At 70.0% G+C, this 20938-nt stretch carries 20 protein-coding genes; 2 read left to right on the top strand and 18 right to left on the bottom strand.

What is annotated here, in order from left to right; genetic code table 11:
* Window positions 1–5: 5 nt before the first annotated feature.
* The 10 genes from ACH4YL_RS39435 to ACH4YL_RS39390 are packed head-to-tail and all read right to left on the bottom strand — an operon-like array spanning window position 6 to window position 7442.
* Window positions 6–479, bottom strand: coding sequence for a TadE/TadG family type IV pilus assembly protein (locus tag ACH4YL_RS39435; RefSeq protein ID WP_398512356.1), 474 nt, complete (start codon window positions 477–479; stop codon window positions 6–8).
* Complete coding sequence (locus tag ACH4YL_RS39430) at window positions 455–862, bottom strand: TadE family protein (RefSeq protein ID WP_398512355.1); 408 nt, start codon at window positions 860–862, stop codon at window positions 455–457. Before ACH4YL_RS39430 ends, ACH4YL_RS39435 begins: the two co-directional genes overlap by 25 nt.
* Window positions 859–1095 carry a hypothetical protein gene (locus ACH4YL_RS39425; RefSeq protein WP_398512354.1) on the bottom strand — a complete coding sequence of 79 codons (237 nt, stop codon included), beginning with the start codon at window positions 1093–1095 and terminating at the stop codon, window positions 859–861. Before ACH4YL_RS39425 ends, ACH4YL_RS39430 begins: the two co-directional genes overlap by 4 nt.
* 56 nt (window positions 1096–1151) lie before the next feature.
* The gene (locus ACH4YL_RS39420; RefSeq protein ID WP_398512353.1) at window positions 1152–2027 is read right to left on the bottom strand and encodes a type II secretion system F family protein; all 876 of its coding nucleotides are present in this window, start codon (window positions 2025–2027) and stop codon (window positions 1152–1154) included.
* Complete coding sequence (locus tag ACH4YL_RS39415) at window positions 2024–2920, bottom strand: type II secretion system F family protein (RefSeq protein WP_398512352.1); 897 nt, start codon at window positions 2918–2920, stop codon at window positions 2024–2026. The genes ACH4YL_RS39420 and ACH4YL_RS39415 overlap by 4 nt, the downstream gene beginning before the upstream one ends.
* On the bottom strand, window positions 2917–4386 hold the full coding sequence (locus ACH4YL_RS39410; protein WP_398512351.1) for a CpaF family protein: 1470 nt from the start codon (window positions 4384–4386) through the stop codon (window positions 2917–2919). The genes ACH4YL_RS39415 and ACH4YL_RS39410 overlap by 4 nt, the downstream gene beginning before the upstream one ends.
* Window positions 4376–5215: a hypothetical protein gene (locus ACH4YL_RS39405; protein WP_398512350.1), complete on the bottom strand. Its 840-nt coding sequence runs from the start codon at window positions 5213–5215 to the stop codon at window positions 4376–4378. The genes ACH4YL_RS39410 and ACH4YL_RS39405 overlap by 11 nt, the downstream gene beginning before the upstream one ends.
* A complete protein-coding gene (locus ACH4YL_RS39400; RefSeq protein ID WP_398512349.1) occupies window positions 5215–5910 on the bottom strand; it encodes an SAF domain-containing protein in 696 nt (231 codons plus the stop codon). The genes ACH4YL_RS39405 and ACH4YL_RS39400 overlap by 1 nt, the downstream gene beginning before the upstream one ends.
* 27 nt (window positions 5911–5937) lie before the next feature.
* The gene (locus ACH4YL_RS39395) at window positions 5938–6834 is read right to left on the bottom strand and encodes an ATP/GTP-binding protein (RefSeq protein ID WP_398512348.1); all 897 of its coding nucleotides are present in this window, start codon (window positions 6832–6834) and stop codon (window positions 5938–5940) included.
* Window positions 6828–7442, bottom strand: a complete 615-nt coding sequence (locus tag ACH4YL_RS39390; RefSeq protein ID WP_398512347.1) for a hypothetical protein — start codon at window positions 7440–7442, stop codon at window positions 6828–6830. The genes ACH4YL_RS39395 and ACH4YL_RS39390 overlap by 7 nt, the downstream gene beginning before the upstream one ends.
* Before the next feature lie 324 nt (window positions 7443–7766).
* Between ACH4YL_RS39390 and ACH4YL_RS39385 the strand changes: the two genes are divergently transcribed.
* Both ACH4YL_RS39385 and ACH4YL_RS39380 read left to right on the top strand, forming a co-directional pair.
* Entirely contained in the window at window positions 7767–7931 is a 165-nt protein-coding gene (locus ACH4YL_RS39385; protein WP_398512346.1) for a hypothetical protein, read from the top strand.
* A 676-nt stretch (window positions 7932–8607) separates the two neighbouring features.
* Window positions 8608–8808, top strand: a complete 201-nt coding sequence (locus tag ACH4YL_RS39380) for a hypothetical protein (protein WP_398512345.1) — start codon at window positions 8608–8610, stop codon at window positions 8806–8808.
* 182 nt (window positions 8809–8990) lie between these two features.
* On the opposite strand, the gene ACH4YL_RS39375 is transcribed toward ACH4YL_RS39380, so the two are convergent.
* From ACH4YL_RS39375 to ACH4YL_RS39340, 8 genes are all read right to left on the bottom strand, one after another.
* A complete protein-coding gene (locus tag ACH4YL_RS39375) occupies window positions 8991–9452 on the bottom strand; it encodes a hypothetical protein (protein ID WP_398512344.1) in 462 nt (153 codons plus the stop codon).
* Between the two features lie 404 nt (window positions 9453–9856).
* Window positions 9857–10771 carry a replication-relaxation family protein gene (locus ACH4YL_RS39370; RefSeq protein ID WP_398512343.1) on the bottom strand — a complete coding sequence of 305 codons (915 nt, stop codon included), beginning with the start codon at window positions 10769–10771 and terminating at the stop codon, window positions 9857–9859.
* Complete coding sequence (locus ACH4YL_RS39365; protein ID WP_398512360.1) at window positions 10768–13299, bottom strand: ATP/GTP-binding protein; 2532 nt, start codon at window positions 13297–13299, stop codon at window positions 10768–10770. The genes ACH4YL_RS39370 and ACH4YL_RS39365 overlap by 4 nt, the downstream gene beginning before the upstream one ends.
* Window positions 13300–13382: 83 nt before the next feature.
* Window positions 13383–13778: a hypothetical protein gene (locus tag ACH4YL_RS39360; RefSeq protein ID WP_398512342.1), complete on the bottom strand. Its 396-nt coding sequence runs from the start codon at window positions 13776–13778 to the stop codon at window positions 13383–13385.
* 227 nt (window positions 13779–14005) lie between these two features.
* Window positions 14006–15163, bottom strand: coding sequence for a C40 family peptidase (locus ACH4YL_RS39355; protein ID WP_398512341.1), 1158 nt, complete (start codon window positions 15161–15163; stop codon window positions 14006–14008).
* A complete protein-coding gene (locus tag ACH4YL_RS39350; RefSeq protein WP_398512340.1) occupies window positions 15160–17829 on the bottom strand; it encodes a hypothetical protein in 2670 nt (889 codons plus the stop codon). The genes ACH4YL_RS39355 and ACH4YL_RS39350 overlap by 4 nt, the downstream gene beginning before the upstream one ends.
* Window positions 17826–18191 carry a hypothetical protein gene (locus ACH4YL_RS39345; RefSeq protein ID WP_398512339.1) on the bottom strand — a complete coding sequence of 122 codons (366 nt, stop codon included), beginning with the start codon at window positions 18189–18191 and terminating at the stop codon, window positions 17826–17828. The genes ACH4YL_RS39350 and ACH4YL_RS39345 overlap by 4 nt, the downstream gene beginning before the upstream one ends.
* A complete protein-coding gene (locus tag ACH4YL_RS39340; protein WP_398512359.1) occupies window positions 18188–20929 on the bottom strand; it encodes an ATP-binding protein in 2742 nt (913 codons plus the stop codon). The genes ACH4YL_RS39345 and ACH4YL_RS39340 overlap by 4 nt, the downstream gene beginning before the upstream one ends.
* Window positions 20930–20938 lie beyond the last annotated feature (9 nt).

Here is a 20938-nt window from a genome sequence, read left to right as displayed (position 1 = left end):
GCGGGTCAGCTCCGCTCGCGGTAGGCGTCGACGATCGACGTGAAGCTGGAGGTGACCGTTCGGGTGCCGGGCCCGTTCGAGCCCAGCATGAGGAGGTCGCCCAGCGGCACGGTGCAGGAGACGGTGACAGTCACGGAGGAGACCTGCCCGACCGGCACCGCGAGACCGCTGGTGTCCGCGGCAACGTGGGTGTCGGAACACGCCTGGCCCTGACCGGTGAGCGAGTCGCCGGCGGCCGTCTGTGCAGCAGCTTGGGCGGCTTCCGGCGTACGGGCGATAGAGGCTGCCCGGGCCGCGTGTTCGGCCGCGGTGTCGGCTGCCTGCCCGGCCTGTGCGATCCGGGCGGCGGCCACGAACAGCAGGGCGAGAGCGATGAGCAGCGGCACGACGATGACCGCCTCGATCGGCGCACTGCCCCGCTCACCTTTGCTCCTCGCGAACCAGGTCACCGTGCTCAGTCCTCCTGCGGGGTGGTCCACCGCTCGACGGCTCCTGAAGCCTCGGCGGCAACGGGCCAGTTCGGCACTCCGGGGATCAGCGACATCGCGGTCCCCGATACGCGGATGCGGATCCGGTCCGGGGTGCTGCCCGCGGCTGACACCGACCGGTTAGTGAGGTTCTCGCCAGCGAGACGGTCCAGCGCATTGCGGGCCCGGGCCGTGCCGTCGCCGGGTCCCGCCCCGTACATGCGGCCGGCCAGCACACCTTCGCGGGCGGCGGTCTCGGCGATGTTGCGGGCGTAGCCCCACAGCGCCACCTGTAGGCCGGTAATGAACACCGCAAGGACGATCGGGTAGATGATCGCGGCCTGGATCGCGGCGTCGCCCCGGTCGCCGAGCCTGTCCCGCCATCGTGGTTTCATGGGCCGGTGATCTTGCTGTTGTAGCGCGCGTACAGCGCCGCGAGGCCTCCAGCGATGACGAGAGCGCCTGTGATGGTGGCGAGGATGATGATGACGGTGGGTATGGGGCCGTCCCCGCGGTCCCCGTGGCTCGCCATCTCGCCCCGCACGTCGTCGAGTCGGGTGCGCAGCGTGTGCCCCCAGGCTTGCGCTCGGACGGCCACTCGCAGCGGAGCCTCTCTCACATCTTTCACGTCTCGTCTCCTTGATCGTCATGGGCTCCCGGGAGGGCCTGGCGGGAAGGGGTGGGTTAGAGGTAGAGGACGTTCACCACGGCGGGGAAGGCGACGCCGATCATGACGATCACGGCGAGGAGGGCGCCGGGGGCGCTCATCTTTTCGCTGTCGGCGGTGGCTTCGGCGGACTCGGCTGCCAGCAGTTCGGTGCGCAGGCTGTTGGCCCGGGCGCGCAGGGTGTCGTAGACGGCGGCCCCGTCCTGGGAGGACAGGCGCATGATGTCGGCGATGTCGGCCAGGATCGGCAGTTTCAGCTGGGTGCTGAGGTCCTCCAGGGCGTCCCACGGCGACGTCTTTTCTGTACGGGCGCGCAGCAGGGCTTCCTGGATGCGGGTGAAGGCCCATCCGCGGCCGATCTGTGCGGCGTCCTCCAACGCTTGGGAGGCGCCGACGTTCGATGCCATCCGCATGGCGACCAGTTCGAGGTAGGCGGCTGCGGCGTGTGCGAACTCGGCACGGGCCCTGCCCGCTTGGAGGCGGATGTGCCAGTCGGGAACGAACCACAGTCCGGCGGCGGCGATCACGCCGAACAGGCCGGGGAGGAACAGGGGCACGCCCAGGCCCATCAGCGTCCAGGCCGCCACCACGAGCATCGGCAGGAGCAGCCCTGACACGGCGAGACCCAGTTTGGTCAGCAGGAACTGCTCCGGAGTCTGCTTCAACAGCAGTAGATCGGTGCGGGGGAGCGGGCCGGGGATCCGGTCCACCAGCCAGCCACCCCACGATGCCACCGGACCCGAACTCGTCGTGCCGGGACCGGTGGCCGGCGGGTTGAGCCGGCGCAGCGCGGGCCCGAGCCTCGGCGGCGCGGGCACCAGCTCCCGCAGCAGCAGAGCCAATCCCGCACCCGTCACACTCCCGGAGACCACCAACGTGCTGACGGTGCTCACGATGCGGCCTCCCCGATGTCGGACTGCGGGACGCGGCTGCGCGGGTCGTTGACGAGGAACCGCGGCACCGGCCGGTGACTGGCCAGCGACCGCATCCACGCCAGCACGCCGACAAAGGCACCGGCCATCAGCGCCAAGGCCAGCTGCCCCACTCCCGTTGCGTACGGTGCGGTGTAGTCCGGCACGAAGAACCCGGCGAGGACGACCAGCAGACTGATGATCGTCATCCACCGCACGGCGGTCCGCGGCTTGGCCCGGTCGGCCTCGATCTGGCGGCATTTGGCCACCTCCTCGCGCACCGAGACGGCGAGGTCGTCGAGGGCCTGCGCCAGCCCCGGGCCGGCGTCCACGGCCGACAACGTGAGGGCGGCGCACACCTTGTCGGCGGTCACGTCGTCGAGTTGGCCGGCGAAGTCCTCCAGCGCGTCCCGCGCACTCCAGCCGGCCTGCAACTTGTCGGCGAGCTCGGCCACCTCGTGCCGCAGCGCGGGAGGCGGGTTCTTCCGGCTGGTGATCAGGGCCTGCTGCAGACCGAAGCCGAGGCGCAGCACGTCGGAGAGACGCTGCGTCCACTCGCTCAGCGCCTCCAGCTTCGCGATGCGGACCGATGCCGATGCGGTCGGAGACAGCAGCCACGGCACCCCCACGACCGCGGCCGCGAGCAGTACCGCAGCCGCGAACACTCCGGTGGCCAGCCACACCAGCACGCCCACCAGGCCGGCCACAACACGGAGGCCACGGCGCCGTGCCGTCGCTCGACCGCGGCCCGCTCGCCACCGGGCCGCCAAGCCCGCCCGCTTGGGCGCTCTCGTGCCGATCACCGACGCCGCGACGGCAACGAGTCCGGCGGCCAGCATCGCCCCGCACACGCTCCACCACAGGGCCCCGGTCATACGTGGACCCCCGGCCGCCAGGCACCGGGCAAGTGCAGGACCTGGGCGTCGAACCCGGCTGCCTCGAGCCTCTTCAGCATCCCCGGCGACGGCGGCGTGCGCGGCACCGCCTGCGCGGGCGCCCACTCGGCGTCCGGGCCGAAGATCTCGTTGTAGGCGGGCCGACCGCCCTCCCCGACACCGGTGATCTCCCAGACGTGGGAGACGTAGCGCCGCTTGCGCGGCCCGGTGTGATCGATGGACAGGAACACGATGAGGTGCAGGCCGTTGGCGATCTGCCGGTAGGCGAGCTCGCTGCTGAAGTTCCCCTGCGCCAGCAGGTACAGCTCGGCGATCCGGTCGAAGACGACGTGCGGCGCGGAGGCGTGCATCGTGCACAGGTTGCCGCCGCGGCCGTTGGTGAGGGCCTGCATCAGCGCGGTGATCTCCGGCCCGCGAACTTCACCGACCACGATCCGCGTCAGCGACATCCGCAGCGCCCGCCGCATCAGGTCCAGCAGCGTGATCTCGCCGGCGGCACGCCCGTCGACCCGCTCGCCGTTGGACTCCCGCGCCTCCATCGGCACCACCTGCTGATGGAAGCCGTTGCGGTGCGCCCACAGCTCGAACTCGGTCTCCAGCGTGCCGAACCGCTCGCCGGGTGGGATCTCCTTGAGCAGGGCGCGCAGCAGGGACGTTTTGCCGGAGTTCTGTTCGCCGACGATCATCACGTTCCGCTCGGCCCGGACGCACGCGGACAGGAACTGCTTCACCGCCGGGGTGACCGTTCCCAGGGCGGCCATCTCGTCGAGGTCGGCGTCCTTGATGCGGTGCCGGCGGATCGTCACATAGGTCCGCTCACCGGTCACCTCGCACATGGCTTCCAGGCGGGACCCGTCGGCCAGCCGCAGCGCGAGCAGGGGATGGCCGGTGGAGAAGGTCCGCTCGCCCTGCCCGCTCGTACGGGCCAGATCCCGCACCAGCTCCCTGAGTTCCTCCTCGGAGTCTGCGACCGGCTCCACCCGCACCAGGCGCTCGTCGCCGAAGTCGAGGAAGCACTGGTCGTGTCCGTTGATGAGAATGTTCTCCACGCGGTCGTCGTCGAGATACCGCTGCAGGCGCCCGGCCCGGAACAGCATGTCGAACACGACCGCGGCCATGGCTCGTTCCTGAGCGGCCGACACCGGCCGGACTCCCTGCCCCGCGCTGTCGGCCCACACTGAGACGGCTTCGTTGATCAGGGCGCGGGCCCGCTGCTCCCGCACCGCGCCCACCAAGGACGGGTTCCTCTTGCCTTCGGCGAGGAGTTGTTCGCTGACGTGCCGCTTGAGGGTGCCGGCGGCCTGGTAGTCGATGCGCACCTGCGGTATGGCCTGCTCGCGTACCGCGCCGACCGCGGCCGCAGCACCGACCTGTGTGGGTGCGACGCTTGGGGCAGTTGCGGTGTGGGGCCGTAGCGGTTGCGGGTGCAGGGGTTCAGCGTGCATCGCCGACCACCCCCAGCCACCGGAACAACGGCGCGGTGACGCGGGCACGCCTGCGGGCGGCATGCTGCTGGATCCCGTCCGCGGCCGTCCGCGCGGCCCGCATCAACTCCCCATCGGTGAAACCGCGGCCTTCCGGCGACCCGTCGGAGAGAACTGCGGCTTCCTTCGGCCGGTGGGGGAGCGTCGCCACCACGGGCGTCCTGAGCTCCTTCTCCACCTCACGGGGACCGTAGGTGCCTTCGGTGATCAGGAGGACGGCCAGCGGATCGCCCTCGCGCCCGTCGGCGTCGTCCAGCAGGCTGCGAAGCATGTCGATGCGGGCCTTGGCTGCGTGAATGCTGCGCAGCGTGCCGCGGACCACCAGGACCACGGCATCCGCCCGCGCGGCGAGAACACTGGATGGTCCGAATGCTCCGCTGCGGCCGAGGTCGACGATCACATCGTGCTGGTGCTTCTCGATCCCGGTGAACAGGTCGGCGAGCTGATTCCACACGGGGGTGAGACTCGATGCCTGCGACGGATGGGCGAGCCCGGGCAGCAGCAGACGACTGTGATCACCCGCTGAATTCCCGACCGCCATCAACTGGGTCCAGAACGAGGCGACGAGTTCCTGGCCCTGCGTACGGGTGGACACTGCGAGGTTCGGCAGACCTCGGTCGGCCGCGATCCGGCCGGACAATGCACCGGGCAGAACAGCTCCGCCGTCCGGATCGCACTCGGCCAGCACCATCCGCCACCCGCCCTCCAGCGGCCAGACCCGGAGCAGAGCCAGGGCGGTGGTGGTCGTGCCCGGTGCACCGGGCAGCCCGACGAGCGCGATAACGGCCATCAGGAGCCGCTTCCGGCGTCGACGACCAGCGCGACTCGGCCCGTCGCTGCCTTCGCGGCGAGCGCCGGGCCATCGGTAGCGTTCACGGCTACGTCGACCACGACATCTCCCGTCGCCTGCTGCCGCTCGCCGACCCGCACCACCCGGGCGCTCACCGTCCGCGGCGGCTCAGCTGACGTACCCGCCTTCTCGCCCGGAGCGTCGTCGCCGGCGGTGAACACCATCAGCACCCGGTCCCCGGCCGACAGGCGCGTCGCCGGCAGTTGACCGGACTTGAAGCCGATCCCCACCAGTTGCTCACCCGGCTCCACCAAAGCCCGGTCCGTGACCTGCCCGCGGGAGAGCAGCGTGCCGGGCACCAGCGTGACGGCGGCCCGTTTCCCGACGACCGTGTCCCGCTCGCCGATGCGCAGCGGCTTGAGTACCGGATCCATTGAGACGGCGGCCTCGGTGAGGTCCGCTTCCTCGATGACGTCCCCGGCGGGCACGTCCCGGGCCACGGCCAGGACCTCGGTGCGCTGCCCGGTCTCCTGCCAGGCAACGAATCCGCCGACGCCGCCCGCGGCGATCAGGGCCGCGGCCAGCGCGGCCATGCCCGGCCGGCGCCGTCGCGCCGGGAACGCCACCGCCGCCGGAGGAATACCCGGCTGCGCGCCAGTGCCGGTCGCTGCGGCGGAATTTGCCGTCTTGCTCACGGTGATCGTTGTCCCCTCACGTCTTCGTTACCGGCCCACGGCCTGCAGTTCGCCGATCGCGACCTGCGCCTGCGAGGCCCGTGTCTCGGTCAGCTGACCCCCGCTACCAGCCGCACCCGCGACCTGCCAGTCGATGACCCACGTCGAGGTGGCGGTGACTGTGTACCGGCCTCCCGCCTCGCCTCCCGAAGTGCCTGCGTAGACGTGCCCGCAGGTCGGCGACTCCCGCTTGCCATAGGCGGGCCGGTAGACGGTGCCCGGACCGGCGCACGTCACTGTCCTGCCGTCACCCATCGACCACACGATCCGCGTGACTCTCGCCTTCGCTGTGACTGTCACCCCGCCCGCCGTTGCGGACGCCGAGTTCGGCCCGAAAGTCGTCGGCCCGATCTCCGTCCACATCCACACCGGCAACCCGACCAGCCCAGTCTTTCCGGGCCCCGGCGTGATGCCGATCTCCGGACCCGTCAGCAACATCGAGTCCACGGCCTGTTGCGCCAGCACCGCAGGATCGACCGCTACGGGCGGCGTGCCGTTCGGGGCCCAGACCGGTTCGTCGAAGACGGCACTGGCGCCGGTGTCGGTGTAGTGCCGGCAGGAGCGGATGTAGATCGCGCCGTCTTTGGGATCGTGGTTCTGCCAGTACTGGCTGCCCGCCGGCGGCTGCGGCTCCATCTTCGCCACCGTGCACGGCGGGGGCTTCCGAGTGCCTGAACTGCCCCCGTGGCCTTTCGGCTTCTGCCCTGACGATCCGCTGTGGCCGGGCACGCTTGCGCCGACGCAGAAGGACTCGAGGTCGTCGCACGGCTTGGCATCTGCCCCCGGGCGGCCCGGGGCGTCGTCGGCCCATGCTGTGCCCGCGCCAGTGCCCGCGGCGAGGCAGGCCGCGGCCGCCATCGCACCGACCCGGAGTTTCGTCAGCATGACTGGTTCTCCTGCGTGGCCTTGAGAATCACCCAACGCCCGTTCCAGAGCTCGGCCGTGACCGTGCTGACGTATCGGGTCAGCCGTACCTTCGGCAGGTCGACCGGCTGCTTCGTCGCCTGGTCGACCAGCGTCCACGCCGAGACGTCGACGCAGTCGCGGATCGTCGCCGACGGCACCTTTTTGCGCGTCTCGATCGTGGTGACGGCGGGCGCGGTGCGCGGCTTGCCGGTGGCGACATATCCATGCTTCGAAAGCGCCGCGACCTCGCGTTTGGCGGCCGCCCTGGCCTCAGCCACGGCGTACGTCGTGAACTTCGTCCCCTTGATGTTCGCGTGGGCGTACGCCGCAACCTTCGCGCTCCAATAGCCGGAGTAGGCGGCAATCACGTCCGCCTCGGCTGTGTCCTGGGGATCTGCCGTTGCTGTGGGCGCAGGCGAGCCGGCTGCTGCAGCGGCCGGCGTGCTGGAGGAATCGGACCCGGTATCGGGGTCGGCGTCCGAGCCGCACGCAGAGAGGAACAGCGCGACACACACGCCTGCGGCGACGCCACCGGTGCGGGTGTGCCTGCGGATCGCGTATCGGGATCGATGGACTGCTCGTGACACGATGCCTCCCCGTTCGGCGTGCGCCGAGCCTGCTGCCCTGCTGCCCGCCGGCCAGGGAAAGCCAGTGCACGGCCCGGTCGATGCGATCACGCTAGAGAGGCAACAGGCCGCGCGGTATTACACGAGTGCACAATCCAAGAGCCCTCGCCTTTCAGGTCTGCACAGTCAGGGCCCGGGACGCCTCCGGCCGTTGTGCGTGAACCGGCAGCGTGAGCAGCCCCCATCGAGACCGATCCAGAGCATGTGACGCGGCGGATCTCGCCGCTCAGGTGATACCAGTTGCGCTGCTCGATCAGCCGGTCCTTGATGTAGGACTCCTTGCACATGCTGAAGAGTTCGGCGCAACTGCCGCATTGCGGTGCTGATCAGTTCCGGGCCGGCCACAGCCAAATCCTGCAGCCGAACGGTGAACTGCTCGTCGGGCTGTGGAGTCGGCGTAACCCGATGCGAGTTGCCAGTGCCACGTTGCACGCTGACTTCACCGAGTAGTACTCAGGGACGTCTGCCTCGGCACCCCCAAAGCGGGCAGCGCGACTCGCACCCCACAACGGGCCCCCAATTCCCCTTGCCTCGTGGTAGAAGCGGACACGCAGGGGGGAAGCGGTCCGCGAAGGCCTTCCAGCCTCGCCGACATCGACTTGATGAACTCCGATGCCGAACGGTTGAGTTGCCAATGCGACTTTGCATGCCGACTTCACTGGCAATACGCAGGGGCACCTAGACTTGGGACCGTCCGTGACAGTATGGGCGCCGGTGGCCCGACGGGCACGTCTACTCACAGCAACTTGGGTCGTCGCAGCGACATGAGTCGTTGCATAGCATTCCCGCAGCAGAGTACGGAACAAGACATTCCGCCTAAAGGGTGAAGACATAACCGCAGGTCAGAGCGGGAGTTTCGTCAACGACTACGGCACCGTGCGGGTACCCAACTGGGACTCAAAGTCGGGCAAGATGGGCTACACCGAGGACGAACTGGCAAGGACTTGCGTGCACGACGCGTGCCGCCACCTTCAGGACGTGGCCGTTATTGTTGTTTGGCATCAGCGGCCCTTCAGCGTGACGAAGGGGAGACCCGTTTGAGGCTCTTGCTTGGCGGCTGGCCTCTCGCGGATCTCCCTCTCGTCTGCCTTCGGGTCACCGGTCCACTGTGAGGAGAGCGGAACCCTTGACATTCATCGACCGTACCCCAACGGAGCCCGAGAACCACGTGCGTGGGCTCAGTCGGCTCACCGCTGTTACCAGCATGTTGTCCGTCATTGCTGTGGCGGGCTTGGCGCTCACTGGCCACCCCGAAGCGGCCGTGGCCGCAGCCATCGCCGGCGGTGCCGCCGCCGGCGTCAACGTGACAGTGAACATCCGCCGTTGACCCGAGGGTTCGGTGGTGCTCGACACTTTCTAACCCTTCGGTGAGGCAAAGGCGACGCCCCCGGTCTCCTGACCGGGGGCGTCGCCTTCCGTGAACTGCGGCAGCACTTCGCCTTCGTGCTGACTGGTTTGGGCCTTCGGTCAGTGCTCGGGTCCGAACACCTATGCTGATCTTCTTGTCACTCAGCTGAGTTCAGGGATGCTGAGTTCGTGGCGGGCCGCCCGCAGAAAGCGGTCACGATGCGGAGCGATGTAGTCCCGAAGCTGATCGTCTGCAGATTTTTGTGCGTCCACAGGTCTGTGTTTCCAGACCGCGTCGCTCAACCGCTTGGCATACTCGAGGGTCGCTACGCGCAGTTCAGGCGAGCCGACGATGTCGGTGCACTTCTGCAGGAACCACAAGCGGTGCGTGGCTGAGCCCGCGTCGTCATCGTGTTGGCCGTTGCTGAAACGGTGATGGGCTATGCGTTCCACCGTTTGCGCGGCATCGAGGAAGTCCCGGATGGCGTCCTTTCGCTCAGCCCTCAGAGCCGCCGCTCGTTCTGCCTGGGCCTGTGCCGTTGTCGTGCGGGTCCAGAGGAATTGAGCTCCAAGAGATCCAGCTGCTCCAAGTACAACTCCAGCGAGAGGCGCGATGACGGCCATGATCCCAGAGATACTCATGCGGGCATCATCGAAGCCCGCCACGAACCGGCCGCTTGAAAGTGCGAAGTCGTTTGGGAGTTGTGACCTGGATTGACCAACCAGGTCAGGCCGGCCTCGGACCCTGGCGTCGGCCCAGGGGGCCACTGAAAGTTCAGGCGGCCTGTGCCCTGTAGTACGGGCTGACGTCTCGTTGCTCGGCCGGGCGGGCTTCGCGGTTCAGGCGCCTCGTCATCGGCATGATGGCAGTCCAGGTCATGGGGAATTCGCTCATTTCGGGGAGGCGTTCGGGTCGCGGCAGCGGCGCCGCAGCGCTTGATGGTGTTGTCCAGCTGTTTCTTCGTCCAGGGCACCAGTCTCAGCACCGCAGGTGGGCGGGTTCTGTTGGTGGCCCTCACCTTGATGGGTTAGAGGTCTGTCCAGGAGCGGGGTTCGGCGGGCGCGGCGAGTGGTGTCCACACCGCGGTAGTCGGTCCGTGTTGTTCGAGGTCTTCGAGTAGGGCTGCGGCGAGTGGAACGTCGCGGGCCATGGCGGTGACGGCGGGATGTTCGCGGGTCATGGCGTTCAGGTCTGCGATGCGGTTGTTGAGGGTGCGGGGGCTTGCTCCGGTGAGGATGAACAGGACGCGCGGGAAGAGGGGATACCAGCGTTGCCAGCTGGGTCCGGGGTTGCGTGTGGCGGCGCGGCGGCCGGGCACGATGGGGATGTAGGTGTGGAGCCGGGCGTAGTCGATGAGTTTGGTGGCCAGGCGTTCGGCGCTGGTGGTGGCCCGGTCGATCTCGACGAACGCCCGCAGTTTCGTGCGCTCGTCGCCTTCGGTGAGGGTGTAGTGCATGAAGGCGTCAGCGATTACCCGTTGTCCTTCGCCGATCGAGTGGGCCACTTCCGGGGTCCAGTCCAGGTACCGGTGTTCGTCGCCTCGTTGCCGTGCGTCGGCGGCGAAGGCCAGGTGGGCGCGGACCGCGGTGAGCGTGTGCGGCGTCCGCAGGGAGGCAGCGGTCGCGGAGGTGATGGGGTAGGGGGGCCGGCCGCGCAGTGCGGGCCAGTCCCGGGTGAGGCGGGCGCCATTCGGTGTGAGGTACCAGGCGTGGCTGCGCGAGGCGGAGGGCAGCGCGGTGGAACCGACGAACCTTTCGCCGCGCAGCTGGATCAGCGGCTGCGAGATCGCCTGCCGGGACGCGGAGGGCCGCAGCATCGCCTGCAGTTGGGCTGTGGTGGCGATCCGGTGTTGGGCGAGTGCGGCGAGCAGTTGGTGCCGCAGGGGCTCGGACGGGCTGGGCCGGAGCTCGGCTGCGTCGGGCTTCGGGACGAGATGGCTCACTGGTACCCCTTCTTGGATCTGTCCGCGGCTGAACCGTGCTTGGAGTGCTGCGGGTTGAGGAATGTGTGGACGCGGTCGAGTTGTTCCGCTGCGTTGTCGATGAGCTGGCTGAGCGGCTGGGCGCCCGCGATCTGGAGGGCGGCACGTTCGAGTTCGGCCACCGCATCCTTGGGGCGGGCCTGGGCGGCGAAGACCTCGTCAAGGTAGGGACCACGCAGTTGGAGTGGGCCGACTCTGCGGCCTTTCACGGTGAGGGAGATGTAGTGCTCGTACCGGTCGAGGGCGGCGACGCGTTCGGGGCTGGGGTGGTCGCCCCATTCGGCGGTGATGGCTGCGATCGCGGTCCGGGAGCCGGTGGTGGTGGCGAGGCTGGAGGCGTTTTGCAGCAGCGACATCCGCACCGGGACGGGCAGTCGGGCCAGAAGCTGGGTCATGCCGTGCACATGGATCTTGTATTTGCGGAAGTCCTCGAACATGGCGGCGATGGTTTCCGGCGCTGAGCCGGTGAGGGTGATCAGCTCGTCCAGGTAGACGTGGAACGGTGCCCGGTCCGCTTCGGGGGTGTCGCGGCGGGATCGTCCGGCGCGCAGCAGGTCCCGGGCGAGCAGGGCGGTCAGGAGCCGGTCGGTGGGGCCGGTGCCGGCGGTGCACACCCACACGATCATGCGGTGATCCATCGCGGCGCGGATGTTGTAGACGCCGACCGGCTGACCAAGGAACGCCCGGCTGACGGGATTGCCGGCCAAACGCGCCAGCGGGTTGAGGACAACGCCGAATGCATCCGGCGGGAAGGTCGGAAAGGTGGTGTGCCACCACGACTTCGTGTCCTCGTCCAGCCGGTCCCCCACACCGGCGAGCGCGTCCGCACGAAACTCCGGGTCGGTCAGCAGCGGCCGGATGTGGAAGATCGTGGCCTGGTCCTTGGGCCGCCCGGCGGCGACGGCCGCCTCGTTGACCGCGACGAGCACGTTGACGGCGGCGGTGAGAATGGTGGTGGCCCGCGGGGCGGCGGCGTCGTCCCAGCCGAGGACGGTCGCGAACGCGTCCACCACGGCCTCGGTGACTTCGTGCGCCGCCTGCCGGTGGTGCATGCCGATCGGGTTCCACGAACTGACGGGCGCGTGGGGGCCGGTGGCGTTGAGGTCGACGAGCGCCACGCGGCCCATGAGTTCGTCGTGGCCAAGGAACGTGGAGGCGCGGGGCCAGGAGTCCCGGTGCGGGTCGACGAACAGCAGGCCACCGCCGGCGTGGGCGACACCGATCGCCTGCGCGACGGCGCGTTCCGTCTTTCCCCCGCCGGTCTGTCCGACGCCGGCCTCGAACAGGGTCTCGGCGGCGTGGGTGGCGACCAGACGCTCTCTTCCGTCCGGGCCGCGGTGGATGCCCTGCAGCAGCAGCGAGGGGTCCCCGAAGGCGAAGGTCGGCAGGTCGTTGGCGAGCAGCGGCAGCCGGCAGTGCCGGGTGGGGGGCTTGAGGAGTCCGGTGAGTTCTTCCAGGCGGACCCAGTTCGCCGATGGGGGCTGGCAGTGGCCGAGCTGCCAGCGGCGTTCGAAGCTGCGGCGGGAGGGCCACCGGTCGGCGCCGAGCCGCCAGGGGCCGAGCCGTAGTCCGCGCATGGCCCAGCGGGCCCGGCCGCCGAACACATCGAGGCCGGCCTGAATCTGCGCAAGCCGGGCCTGGGCTCGGCCTTCAATGTTCGATGCGCACGTGACGAGCAGCTGCACGCGCACCAGTTGGTCGTCCTCGGCGAGCTTTCCCAGGGCTTCTGCCCGGTCGACGCGGTGTGGCACGGGTGGCATCACCAGCCGCCGCCCGCTGGCTGGTTGCCGGCCGCCGGGGCCGGCCAGCTGCTGCAGGTGTCCGATGAGCGAGTCTTCGACGGCTGCGGCGTCCCGGCGGATCCAGCGTGCCGCCCTTTCGGATTCGCGTCGCTCGCGGCGGCGGGCTGCGGCCATGATCTGGATGCGGCGGGCGCGCAGGACCCATTTCGGGGCGCGTTGGATGTCGACGGCGACTTCGGCGAGGTCGCCGAGGTCGGCGCGCAGGTCGGCCACCGCGTCGACGAGGGGCTGCAGTGGATCGGGTTCGAGTGGCACTTCGCGCAGGGCGGCGACGGGCTGGCCGCGTAGCAGGAATTCGGCGCGCACGCGGTGTTTGCGGGGTTTGTCGCGGATTGGTGTGGTCTTGGTGACCCGTACGGCGGGGCCGAAGGGTGTCATGGACAGCAGTCGTTCCCCGCCGGCCGGGCCCTCGATCCGGTAGGTGAGCGCGGTACTGCCGTCGGCGCGCAGCCGGATGCGGACCGCTTTGGTGCGGCGCGGTGCCCACCACGGCATTGAGGTGGAGGCGCGGGCGAGTTGCACGCCGCGGCGGAAGATTTCCTCCGGGCTGGGGTCGAAGTAGTGGGCGGGTACGAGTTCGAGGGACATTCGTTCGCGGGAGGCTATGGCTGCCAGGCGTTGTACGAGCATCTCCGCGGGTACCCACAGGGCGAGGAGGGCCAGCACGATCAGATACCCGTGGCCCATGAGCCAGGCCAGTGTGTCGAGCAGGGTTGTGACGATGTCGGCTGGTGTGGAGGTGACGGCAACTGGTGGGCCGGCGCTGGCGGTCACGGGCGGGTGTGTGGTTGCGGTGTCCATGACGCGGCTGCATTCCGGGTGGTGCGGGTGAAGTGGAGGGTGGTGGTGCGGCCGTCGCTGTGGGTGCCGCCCCGGTCGGCCCCGGCCCACACCAGGTGCACGACCGCCCGGCCTTGGCTGTCGTCCTGGCGGGCGATGACGGCCTGGATGCGGAAGCGGCTGAACGCGGTCGTTACCGTGTCCCCGGCTTCGGGGAAGTGGTCCGGGAACCGGGCGCGGCCGACGCCGGTGGCATCGGCGCGCAGCAACGTCTTTGCCATGGCGGTCAGTTGCTGCTCGTCGCGAGCCGGCAGGTCGCGGGGCCAGGCCTCCTCGAGCTGCTGCTGGATGGTGCGGTCGCCGGCCGGTCCTTCGCCGCGCGGCACCGGCCCCACGGTGGTGGGCGCATCGCCCGTAACTGCTGTTGGCCGGCTTGGCCGCTGGCGTGCCAGGGCGGTATGAGCGGGCGTCGGCTCGACGACGGTCGCTTGTGCCGTATCGGGCATTGGGGAACCGGTGTTGGGTGCGGTCAGCAGCAGGCATCCGGCGGCTGCGGACACGAGCGTGCAACCGGTCAGCAGCCACGGCGCTCGGGCTGTGGGGGAGTGGGTGGTTACCACTGGCGGGTACCTCCCGCATATCCGGGCATCGCGTCGACTGGGTCGAGGCGTACCCGGGTGCCGGGGCGGGCGGCGTTGATCATCTGGCCGTCGCCGATGTAGATGCCGACGTGGTGGATTGTGGTGTCGAGGCCGGGCATGTAGGCGTAGAACACCAGGTCGCCGGGCTGTAGAGCGGTTTTGCCTGCCGAGGTGGGGATTCGTTTCCCGCGGCCGGCTTGTGCGGCGGCGGTGCGTGGCAGGCTGATTCCGGCGCGCGCGAACGCGTACGTTGTCAGTCCGGAGCAGTCGAAGCCGGTGGTGCCGGTGCCGGATTTCCCGCTCGGTGAACAGCAGATGCCGCGGCTGGGGCCGGTGGAGCTTCCGCCGCCCCAGGAGTACGGCATGCCGAGCTGGGCGAGCGCTGCGTGCAGCACGGTGCGCGCTGTGCCGGTGACGCTGTTGATGCTGGTCGGCTGGCGGGCGGTGGCGGTGTACTGGTCGATCCAGCGGAGGACGTTGTTCACGTACGCGTCCGAGTGGTTGTACTGGAAGACCGCGCTGCGCAGTTGGTCCCGCCGGGTCAGGTTGCGGCCGTTGCCGCACAGGTGGATCGCGGCGCTGAGGGCGGCGTCGTCTGCGTTGTGCGGATCGGCCTGCCCGTCGCCGCTCGCGTCCCGGCCGCTGCCTTCCCAGGTGGAGGGCAGGAACTGGAACGGCCCGACGGCCCGCTCGCTGTGGGCGGTGCCGTCCCACTTCCCGCCGTCGGTGTCGGGGAAGGTCGTGGTGTTGCCGCCGGCGCCGGAGCCGTTGAGCAGCACGCCGTAGATTTTGGGGCGGATGTCGCCTCGGTCGCTGACGGAGCGGCCGACTGCGTGGTTGGACTCGGCCTTGGCGATCCCGGCGAGGACGGGCCAGCGCATCCCGCGGCACTTCGGCGCGTGCCGGCCGGTCAACTGGACGGCTTTGGTGTAGGCGGTGAGCATCCGGGGCGGGATGTCGGCGCTCGTGCCGGCTTCGACCGGCCCGTCGTCGTCCGGTTGCCCGTTCGCGCTCAGTGCGGCCATCGCGTTGACGGCTGAGGACAGGGGGGCCGCGCAGCACACGGCTGTGAGCAGCAGCAGGACTGCTACGCAGCCCCACTGGGCCTTTCGGCTCCGGCGGCGGCTCACGAGCCGTCACCGTCGCTGCCGTCGTCCCACTCCAGGGCCTCGCGGACCCGGCGCCGTGTCTCCTCGCGTTCCTCGTAGGCGTCCAGGACCCGGCGGCGCTCTTCGGGCGGGTCGCCCGCCCCGAGCCGGTCGATGACGCGGCGGCGCAGTTCCGCCCGATCGGGCGGGCCCGGCCGCACTGGTGGCGCGATGCTGCTCGCCTCACCCGCCGCTGCCGGTGTCGTGAGAGGGGAGGGCACAGCGGGCGCGTGCGCCGGTGGTGGCGGGATCCGGGTGGCTTGGTGGGTTGCCGGTCGGGTGGGTGTGGGCAGGCGGCGGGGCGCGAAGGGCCCCCCGCCACCGTCGTTGCGGTTGTCGCGCGGTTCGCGAACGAGACGTGCGGCCATGTGGGTGTCCGGGTTGCTGCGCCAGGCTCGCCCGTCCTCTCGGACCGTGTTGCCCCAGACGCGCAGCTGCTTGCGGGTGTCCTGGGTGTAGCGGGAGGTGCGGGCTCGTCCGTTGCTGAGACTGCGGGGCAGGCCGTAGGTGGAGCCGTAGGCGAGGCGGCCGCCTTGGTGCAGGAGGCGGTAGCCGCGCAGCCGGACGAGCCGGTTGTGGGCGCGGGTGGAGAGAAGGGTGCGGTCGCTGTACTGGTCGTGGAGCACGTCCCCGGTGGTGCGGTTGACGATCCGGCCCTGTTCGTCGCGGTACCGGTCGGGCGGCCCGTCCGGGCTCACACCGCTGCCCGCGGGCCCGTTGCCGTCGTCGTCGGGTCCGTCGCCGGCGGTCGGCTTACGCAGCCGGGCGAGAACGTCGTCGCCGGGGCGCCGGCCGATGAGCAGGCCGTACGCCCCCTGCACGCCGAGGCGGGCTCCGGTGGCGGCGATGGCGAGCGGGGCGAGGCCGCGGGTGGCTTCGGCGCTGGCGTCGGTCAGCATCCGGCGGGTGTCCAGCGGCATGCCGGCACTGTCGGCGAGCGCGGCGAGGTGGCCCATGAGGCGCTGGCGGGTGCCGAGGTGCCCGTGGCTGCCCAGGGCACGCAGACCGCCGCCGAACCCGAACCCGTGCCCGCCGCCGATGCCGTTGAGGGCGAGCGCGGCGCCGAGGTCGCTGGTGTCGCCGGGCAGGTGGGTGCCGCCGACTTTCATGTAGCGCATCCGCAGCGCGGTGCGCTGGCCGAAGCTGGTGATGCCGGCCAGCAGACGGCGGTGGAAGGCGAGTCCGGCGAGCGCGAGGACGTCCAGGAGCAGCAGGCGTTCGACCATCAGGTCGGGGCCGTTGGTGAGGATGGCGTCGACGGCGATGCCGAAGAACGGCAGGAACAGGCAGACGCCGGTCATGGACAGCATCGAGATGCCGAACAGCGCCAGCCACTTCCACACCACCTGGCGGCTCGGGCCGGGCAGCATGCCCCACACGAACGTGAGGACGCCGGCGGCCGCGGCGGCCGCGTCAGCGGCCTGGGTGCCCAGCAGCACGATCGCCGCGGCCAGCAGCATCGCGCAGATCAGCACGGCCGCCAGCAGCAGCAGTGCGGCGCCGCCGGCCCGCCACCAGGTTGGCTTCTTGGCGTAGTCGGCGCAGGCCTTGCCGACCGGTCCGGCGTCCTTGAGCTCGTTGAGGAAGGCGGCGAACTGCTGGTCCTGTTCGCTCAGGAGGGGGCTTGCCGTCTCCAGCAGGGCGTCGCCGGGGGTGAGAGCAGGCAGGTCGTCCTCGCTGTTACGGCGGTTCTTTTCGGCTTCGCTGTCCCGGCAGTATTTCCGTGCATGGCCGACGATGAGCCGGCACTTGTCCTCTCGCTGTGTCTTGTCGGCCTGGTAGCCGCCGCTGATCCACTTGAGGTGCAGGTCGTAGGCCTTGCGGTCGGCCGGTTTGCCGGGGTCGAGGATCTGTCCGTACTGCAGCAGCATGTAGGGCTTGACGATGAGGGCGTTGGTGACCGCGTCCTGGATCGGGCGGGCCACCTCGGCGGCCGATACCGGCTTGGCGCCCTGCGTGGCGAGGCATTTTGCTTCCTCGCGGCCGGCCATGCCCGAGCACGGGCCGCCGCTGTAGATTTTTCCGCCCCAGTCGTAGGAGTTGACGGTCTGCTGCGCCACCTCGGCCGCCGCCTGCTGCGTCTGCGCGAGCGGACCCTGATGCGAGAGCAGGTAGTCGGGGCGGACGAACGCGGAGGCCGCGAGGGCCGCGATCATCAGGGTGAGGACGATCTCGCCGAGCCCTCTGCCGACCTTGCCGCGCACGAACATGATCAGCCCGAACACGAACGCCCAGGCGAGCAACAGCCCCTTCAGACCGAGGGTGTCGACGACCGCATGGCTGTAGGCGTCGGAGACTTTCTGTGCGGGGGCGGCCAGGACTTTGAGGAGCGGGAACCGGAACGCGACTTCGACCGCCCAGCAGGAGAGTCCGACCAGGAGCCGTACGACGGTGAACAGGCCGCTGAGCACGAACGCGAGGGCTTGCGAGGTGAACGAGACGATCGATCCGCCGTCGGCGGACAGTTCGTAGCCGTCGATCGGCGCGCCCTCGGAGCTGTTGATGTTCAACGGGGCCAGCAGCCCGCCGGACTCGGAGGTTGTGGTGGCGGCGTGGGCCACGGTGGTGTTCACCGTCAGGAACACCACGATCAGGAGACTGGTGAAGCCGGCGGTGCGGAGTGTGCCGTGGTCCGGGCGCCGCATCATCGCCGCCTGCTCAGCCGGTCGTGCAGCTGCACCAGCAGCATCGCCGCCAAAGCGATGGCGGGCACGAGCACTGTCCATGCCCGGGACGACCCGGCCCCGGAGGCGGGCGCCTCGCCAGGCTGTTCGGGGCCTTCTGGAATGCAGTGGGCGCGGGCGGGCCCGATGATGCGGTCACATACCCCGCTTGTCCCGGTGCCGGAAGGCGTCGGAGCGGTGGGGAAGGCGCCGTCGATCTCCGGCATCCCATGCTGCGCCACGCCGACCTGGACGGCGAGGGTGAGGGTGCCGACGACGATCGCGGCGACACAGAGGATGCTCGCGGCAACCGTGATGCAGTGGCGGGCATCGAACGACCGGGTCATTGGCGTGCCTCCTTCCGGCCGGCGCCCAGGGCCGCGGGCCCTGTGGACTGGTCGCCCCCACCACCGGCCACCGGTGGGTGGTGCGGGCTGTTGCCGGGGGTGGTGGTGATGCGGTCGGCGATCCGCGGTATGGCGGGGATGCGGACGGTGAGTCGGCCGGTGTTCTGCCGCGGGCTGGTGAGGAGGATTTCGCCGGCCCGGATTTTGTGGCCGATGGGGGACAGGCCGGTGGTGACGAGGCGTACCAGTTCCGCGTCGGTGTTGTTGAGGCCGATGAATTCCAGTCCTCGGCGGGCGCGTTCGTGGTTGGTGGTGCGGGCAAGGGCGCGGTAGGCCATCAGGCCGCGGTCGGGTCCGAGTTCTTCGGCGTCGTGTGCGCCGGCGAAGAGCCCGGCGCCGTGTTTGCGGCCGTCGTGGAGGATTTCGTGGACCAGCGCGGTGCCTTCGGCTGACCCGGTGAGCCAGTAGGTTTCGTCGACGACGACTGCGCAGAACCGGTCGGGGTCGGTGAACGCGGTCTGGCGGGCGATCGCGGCGATCAGATAGAGCACCGCGCGGCCGATGAGGGCCTCGAGCGGTTGTTGGCGCAGGACTTCGGGGTCGGTGAACGCGGCTTTGGGTGGGAGTGTCAGGCCGCTGGTGGTGATGACGATCAGGTCGGAGGTGCTGGTGGTGTCGAGTTGTACGGGCGGCAGGTGGGGGTCGAAGACCATGCGGGCCAGGTGGTGGTCGGCCACGACGCGCAGTAGTCCGGCGAGGGTGGCGGCGGTGTCCTGCCGTTTCCCGCTCGCGCTGCCGGCCATGGCGTCGAGGGCCTCGAGGACGCGGTGCATGGAGGGCTGGTCACTGCCCGCGGCTTGTTCGACCGCGTGGTGCAGCACTTCGCCCGAGGTGGTCATCGGGCCGATGCCGAACTGCAGGGTGAGGTAGCTCAGCGCGTAGTGGCGGCCTTCCGGACCGTGGAACATGCGCAGCGGGTCGATCGACAGCTCGGCTCGGGCGGCGTCGATGATCTGACTGCGTCCGGGTGCGGCGGTGCGGGCGAATGCTGCCCATTCGCGGACGGGGGTGCGGTCGATGCAGATGGCCCGCCCGGCACGGTCGACGACCGCTGAGGCGACGAGTTTCTGCAGGACGCTTTTGCCCGATCCGAGGTCGCCGACCACTCCCATCGAGGCGGAGGCGTCCTGCCGCGGTGCGTCCGCCACGTTGATCAGCACCGGGCGGGTGGTGCCGCAGTCCAGATCGAGGCCGAGGAGCATGCCGGTGGGATCGCCGTTTTCGTGGAGGGTGAATGCCCCGCCGAGTGCCCAGTCTTCGGAGACTTGGTGCTGGGTGAACTCCCGTACGGCCGCGGGGCGTGCGGTGCCGGGCAGTCCGAGGGTGAACAGGGCTTCTTGCAGGCCGGTGGGGCGCACTGCGCGGTAGTCCGCCCCGGCGAGCAGCGCGGCCAGTGCCCGAGCTCGGGCGTCGCAGGCGGCGGCGGTGGGCCCCCACACGGTGAGCACGGTGACGGACTGCACTTCGACTTCGACCGAGGTGCGGGACAGGCGGGCGTCCAGCTCACCCAGGTCGCGGGCAGCGGCGGTCAGGGATGCGGGCATGCCGGTGGGGCGCATGTCGTACTGGTCGGCCTGGTCGGCGAGTTCGTTCTTCTTGCGCCGTACCTGCTCCTTGGCCCGTTCGGCGGGCACCAGCGTGAGGTCGACGGTGTAGTCGACGGGGAAAGAGAGCGATTCCAGCTGCGCGAACAGATCGGCCGCATCCGCCGCAACGGTGGGAGGCAATTCGGCCAGCGCCAGGTGGGCCTGGTAGCCGCACCCGTTCTCGCTCTCGACCTGCAGCCACCTGCGGCGCAGCGGCGACCCGATGCGTGAGCGCCGGCCGGTGCGTCTCCGGCGAGCCTTGCCGCCGTTGCTGTCGCTGTCGCCGTCGCCGGTGTCGGGCGCAGTGTTGGTGTTGGTGTTGGGTGTGGTGGCTGGGCTGTGCGGGGTGGTGCCGCCTTCGGTGAGGCGGGTCTGGCCGAGGTCGGCGTAGCTGGGGGAGCGCAGCACACCGTTGTGGAGTGTGCTGCCGTACAGGTCGCTGGTCTCGGCGTCGCTCAGGAGCGGTTCGTGCAGGCCGCGGTGGAGGGCGTGTTGCATCATCCATACGATCTCCGCGGGCCGGGCGGGCCTGAACGCGGTCCCGCCGGCGAGTTCGGCCTCGATCCGGGCGGCTTGTTCCCGGTAGGCGATCACCTCACGCCGGGTCACGGGCGCCGGGCGCAGTCCGAGTGACTGCGACACCTCTGCCCACAGCGCGCCGGTGGCGGCAGTGAGTTGCAGCCCTCTCTGCTCGGTGTGCAGCGGGACGGCGAGCCACAGGGTGCGGCGGTGCATCTCCTGGTCCTCGAGCAGGTCGAGCGCCGCGTCGACGTTCTCCAGCCACGGATGTTCCATGCCGTCCCTGGCACTGTGAGCGGGGTCGATGCCGTCGATCATCCGCCAGGCGATTTCGCCCGGGTCGACCTGGGCGCTCAGCCCGAACAGGCGGGGCGCCCCGGTCAGTGACCGCACCAGCTGTGTGGTTTTCGCCAGGAGTTCGTCGCGGACAGCGGGGGCCACGTATGTGCCGTGGACCGTATCTTCGTTGTGTCCGGTGGCGTCCGGGCCGGGCTGTAGCCGGTAGAGGGCCCACACGCTGCCGTGTGTCGACCACAGCAGGTGTCCGGCGATGTGACGGACCGGCACTCTCATGAGAGCCTC

It is taken from the genome of Streptomyces sp. NPDC020681 (genome assembly GCF_044334895.1).
GTDB lineage: Bacteria > Actinomycetota > Actinomycetes > Streptomycetales > Streptomycetaceae > Streptomyces.
This window is presented reverse-complemented; position numbering and strand designations above follow the sequence as displayed.

What these genes read in the sequence shown, in the direction of transcription:
- ACH4YL_RS39345 (WP_398512339.1), bottom strand. Translation starts at nt 18,191, where the DNA reads ATGACCCGGTCGTTCGATGCCCGCCACTGCATCACGGTTGCCGCGAGC.
- ACH4YL_RS39410 (WP_398512351.1), bottom strand. Translation starts at nt 4,386, where the DNA reads ATGCACGCTGAACCCCTGCACCCGCAACCGCTACGGCCCCACACCGCA.
- ACH4YL_RS39430 (WP_398512355.1), bottom strand. Translation starts at nt 862, where the DNA reads ATGAAACCACGATGGCGGGACAGGCTCGGCGACCGGGGCGACGCCGCG.
- ACH4YL_RS39395 (WP_398512348.1), bottom strand. Translation starts at nt 6,834, where the DNA reads ATGCTGACGAAACTCCGGGTCGGTGCGATGGCGGCCGCGGCCTGCCTC.
- ACH4YL_RS39340 (WP_398512359.1), bottom strand. Translation starts at nt 20,929, where the DNA reads ATGAGAGTGCCGGTCCGTCACATCGCCGGACACCTGCTGTGGTCGACA.
- ACH4YL_RS39350 (WP_398512340.1), bottom strand. Translation starts at nt 17,829, where the DNA reads ATGATGCGGCGCCCGGACCACGGCACACTCCGCACCGCCGGCTTCACC.
- ACH4YL_RS39415 (WP_398512352.1), bottom strand. Translation starts at nt 2,920, where the DNA reads ATGACCGGGGCCCTGTGGTGGAGCGTGTGCGGGGCGATGCTGGCCGCC.
- ACH4YL_RS39385 (WP_398512346.1), top strand. Translation starts at nt 7,767, where the DNA reads ATGCTGAAGAGTTCGGCGCAACTGCCGCATTGCGGTGCTGATCAGTTC.
- ACH4YL_RS39405 (WP_398512350.1), bottom strand. Translation starts at nt 5,215, where the DNA reads ATGGCCGTTATCGCGCTCGTCGGGCTGCCCGGTGCACCGGGCACGACC.
- ACH4YL_RS39375 (WP_398512344.1), bottom strand. Translation starts at nt 9,452, where the DNA reads ATGGCCGTCATCGCGCCTCTCGCTGGAGTTGTACTTGGAGCAGCTGGA.
- ACH4YL_RS39365 (WP_398512360.1), bottom strand. Translation starts at nt 13,299, where the DNA reads ATGGGCCACGGGTATCTGATCGTGCTGGCCCTCCTCGCCCTGTGGGTA.